Origin of the sequence: Streptomyces sp. NPDC012825 (assembly GCF_042900925.1) — a bacterium.
In the GTDB taxonomy this organism is placed as follows: Bacteria; Actinomycetota; Actinomycetes; order Streptomycetales; family Streptomycetaceae; genus Streptomyces.
This window is the reverse complement of record NZ_JBIBBZ010000046.1, coordinates 1-1,433: the sequence shown is the minus strand read 5'-3', so window position 1 is coordinate 1,433 and position 1,433 is coordinate 1. Positions and strand designations below refer to the sequence as shown.

At 56.2% G+C, this 1,433-nt stretch carries 1 rRNA gene; it reads right to left on the bottom strand.

The features are described from left to right. Nucleotides 1-41: 41 nt before the first annotated feature. Nucleotides 42-1,433: ribosomal RNA gene (locus ACFY7E_RS32835) — 23S ribosomal RNA — on the bottom strand; the annotation flags it as partial.

The following is a 1,433-nucleotide window of genomic DNA, read 5'->3' as shown; positions in this document are numbered from 1 at the left end:
TGTTCGTTGCTTCAGAACTAACACAGTGGACGCGAGCAACTGAGGACAAGCCCTCGGCCTATTAGTACCGGTCAGCTCCACCCCTTACAGGGCTTCCACATCCGGCCTATCAACCCAGTCGTCTACTGGGAGCCTTACCCTCTCAAGGAGGTGGGAATACTCATCTCGAAGCAGGCTTCCCGCTTAGATGCTTTCAGCGGTTATCCCTCCCGAACGTAGCCAACCAGCCATGCCCTTGGCAGGACAACTGGCACACCAGAGGTTCGTCCGTCCCGGTCCTCTCGTACTAGGGACAGCCCTTCTCAATATTCCTACGCGCACAGCGGATAGGGACCGAACTGTCTCACGACGTTCTAAACCCAGCTCGCGTACCGCTTTAATGGGCGAACAGCCCAACCCTTGGGACCGACTCCAGCCCCAGGATGCGACGAGCCGACATCGAGGTGCCAAACCATCCCGTCGATATGGACTCTTGGGGAAGATCAGCCTGTTATCCCCGGGGTACCTTTTATCCGTTGAGCGACGGCGCTTCCACAAGCCACCGCCGGATCACTAGTCCCGACTTTCGTCCCTGCTCGACCCGTCGGTCTCACAGTCAAGCTCCCTTGTGCACTTACACTCAACACCTGATTGCCAACCAGGCTGAGGGAACCTTTGGGCGCCTCCGTTACCCTTTGGGAGGCAACCGCCCCAGTTAAACTACCCATCAGACACTGTCCCTGATCCGGATCACGGACCGAGGTTAGACATCCAGCACGACCAGAGTGGTATTTCAACGGCGACTCCACCATGACTGGCGTCACGGCTTCAAAGTCTCCCACCTATCCTACACAAGCCGAACCGAACACCAATATCAAACTGTAGTAAAGGTCCCGGGGTCTTTCCGTCCTGCTGCGCGAAACGAGCATCTTTACTCGTAGTGCAATTTCACCGGGCCTATGGTTGAGACAGTCGAGAAGTCGTTACGCCATTCGTGCAGGTCGGAACTTACCCGACAAGGAATTTCGCTACCTTAGGATGGTTATAGTTACCACCGCCGTTTACTGGCGCTTAAGTTCTCAGCTTCGCAACCCCGAAAGGTCACTAACCGGTCCCCTTAACGTTCCAGCACCGGGCAGGCGTCAGTCCGTATACATCGCCTTACGGCTTCGCACGGACCTGTGTTTTTAGTAAACAGTCGCTTCTCGCTGGTCTCTGCGGCCACCCCCAGCTCAGGAGGAAAACTCCATCACCAGGCGTGGCCCCCCTTCTCCCGAAGTTACGGGGGCATTTTGCCGAGTTCCTTAACCATAGTTCACCCGAACGCCTCGGTATTCTCTACCTGACCACCTGAGTCGGTTTAGGGTACGGGCCGCCATGAAACTCGCTAGAGGCTTTTCTCGACAGCATAGGATCATCCACTTCACCACAATCGGCTCGGCATCAGGTCTCAG